The sequence below is a fragment of the Vibrio sp. D173a genome (genome assembly GCF_030248475.1).
The window spans coordinates 1-2,154 of the sequence record NZ_JAHGAH010000330.1 but is presented as its reverse complement, the minus strand read 5'-3'; the positions used below and the strand labels follow the sequence as shown (position 1 = coordinate 2,154).

The 2,154-nt window shown below is 42.6% G+C and carries 2 protein-coding genes; one reads left to right on the top strand and one right to left on the bottom strand.

The window, feature by feature from the left end; all coding sequences use genetic code 11:
* Positions 1-349 precede the first annotated feature (349 nt).
* On the bottom strand, positions 350-1,102 hold the full coding sequence (locus KIV40_RS25345; protein ID WP_285351963.1) for a carbon-nitrogen hydrolase family protein: 753 nt from the start codon (positions 1,100-1,102) through the stop codon (positions 350-352).
* A 233-nt stretch (positions 1,103-1,335) separates the two neighbouring features.
* Here KIV40_RS25345 and KIV40_RS25340 point away from each other — a divergent pair, with 233 nt between their 5' ends.
* The gene (locus KIV40_RS25340) at positions 1,336-2,133 is read left to right on the top strand and encodes a class I SAM-dependent methyltransferase (RefSeq protein WP_285351962.1); all 798 of its coding nucleotides are present in this window, start codon (positions 1,336-1,338) and stop codon (positions 2,131-2,133) included.
* The last annotated feature ends 21 nt before the right edge of the window (positions 2,134-2,154 follow it).

Genomic DNA, 2,154 nt, shown 5'->3' with positions numbered 1-2,154 from the left:
AACTGATCGGCATTAGAGTGAAAACTCTGGCTTTTCTTCTTAATAAGCTTTCTCAAAGTTGAATATACCCAAGTGACTTCAAGATGCAGGATTCAGAGCGTTGTCATTGATTCGAGGTCAAGGAAAACGATGCCGCGTAATAGCCAGCTCTTTCCAAGTTGTTTGACGCAGCCATTGGTTTAATAAAAAAGCGGGTCAATGACACGATCCCGAAGGGCGAGCTGTCTTGGCTTGTATACTTTGTTGTCGATTCTTGATTTAGAGTGACGAGATCTTTAAATCGCCGCCGCGTCTACAAACCAAGTCATTCTCGCTGAACCTAGCATCTCGAGGTTACTTGGGTATAAGCTTAATCGCATAGGGTCAGTTCGTCAGTTTCTGCCGTTCCTTGGTTCAAATCCAAGATACAGACTGACTCTTTATCAAAGGGCATTGTGTATATACATTTGCCAGAATCATCATAAATGTGACTCCCTCCCATCCCTCTCAAATTTGGGTCATTAAAGGCATGAGGCCAATTGCATTGCACGATGAAGGCGCCCGCTTCTTTTGCAATAAGAGATGCTCGCTCGTAGTAGCCCTGCGTTTGCTGCTCTTGTGATTTTTTACCAATGTAACTAGGCCAAAGGATCAAACTGGCTTGTTCTTGTACCTCAGATAAAAACCATTCGATGTCATCAACCTCTCGACAAATGACACTCGTTATTGATGATTGCGCCAAGTTAAGCAGTTCACGTCTTTCGCCTCTTGCAAAGAACTTGGCCTCACTTTCCGTTAGCCCTACTTTATTCCATTGCGCCAAGACGTCACCATTAACATCGATACATAGGTAGCTGTTAAATATACGCTCGCCTTCCGTTAACGGCGCACCAATAAAAAGCGTGGTCTTGTAATCGAAAGCAAGCTTGCATAGCGCCTGAATAGCGTGACGAATAGTTTGTGGCTCCGATTCCTGTTTGATATTGCGATGGAAACCGCTAAGGCTGAGTTCAGGGAAAACCAGAGCATCTAACGCCCTCATATTCTCAACATGAGAAACGATTGTTTTTAGATTTTCTCGTACCGTCCAACCCATCCTCATCTGAACTACACCAACCTTCACTCTTAGCCACCTCCCTGACCTTTCAAATTTATAGGATTGTGCGGTTACTCGTCTCACTTCGACGTGCCAACCCTTTCAATTCAAATAACTTTTTAATACCTTTTAACACACTAAAATAAGCAACAAATTGCTAAGCAAATTAATTTACTCAAAAGCGTGACATACGGCAAAGATGGAACTGTTCTCGAGCGAGTTCGAAAACAAGTTGATATCTTGTTAAGGACTTAATATTTATGGATGAACTGATTGCTCAATATACTGGAGCAGATGAAAACTCTCGACTTACCCGTCAGAATATTACGAAGATAGAGTTTGATACCACAATGCACCTACTCGCCCCCTATTTAAAGTCAGGTGCCGATGTCTGTGAACTTGGAGCAGCAACAGGTCGCTATTCTCTTAGCTTTGCAAAGATGGGTTGTACCGTGACCTCGGTAGAACTGGTTCCAGACCAAGTCGAGATCTTGAAAAAGAATGCAGAAAGAAAAGACTTAACCATAGATATCCATCTAGGCAGTGCTTGTCATGTCCCTTTCATTGAATCCGGTTCACAAGATATTTGCGTAATACTTGGTCCTCTGTATCATTTGAAAACCAAGAGTGAACGCGATCAAGCAATAAGTGAAGCAAAGCGCATCCTAAAACCAAATGGAATCTTAGCGGTAGCCTATATTTCTAGATTTTTCGTCGCTGGACTATTCGCACAAAAGTTTCCTCACCTCGTAACTCCATCGATTTTATCTGAGCTTTATACAAATGGCACAGTCACAGCCTCTGAGGCAGATCGTTTTTTCAGAGTTGGCTACTTTGCCTATCCTGAAGAAATTGAACATTTGTTGCGCTCGCACACTTTCAACATACTCGACCATGCCGCTACCGATGGGTTTGGTCGCTATATCTCAGAAGGCATTAATAGCTTTACGCCTTCGCAATATCAAACATGGTTGGAATACCACTTAAATACATGCCGACAAAGTAGCTTATTAGGCTCAAGCAATCATGGACTCGTCATTGCTAAAAAAACAATCTAAACAACTAGGGCGTGTTGATCT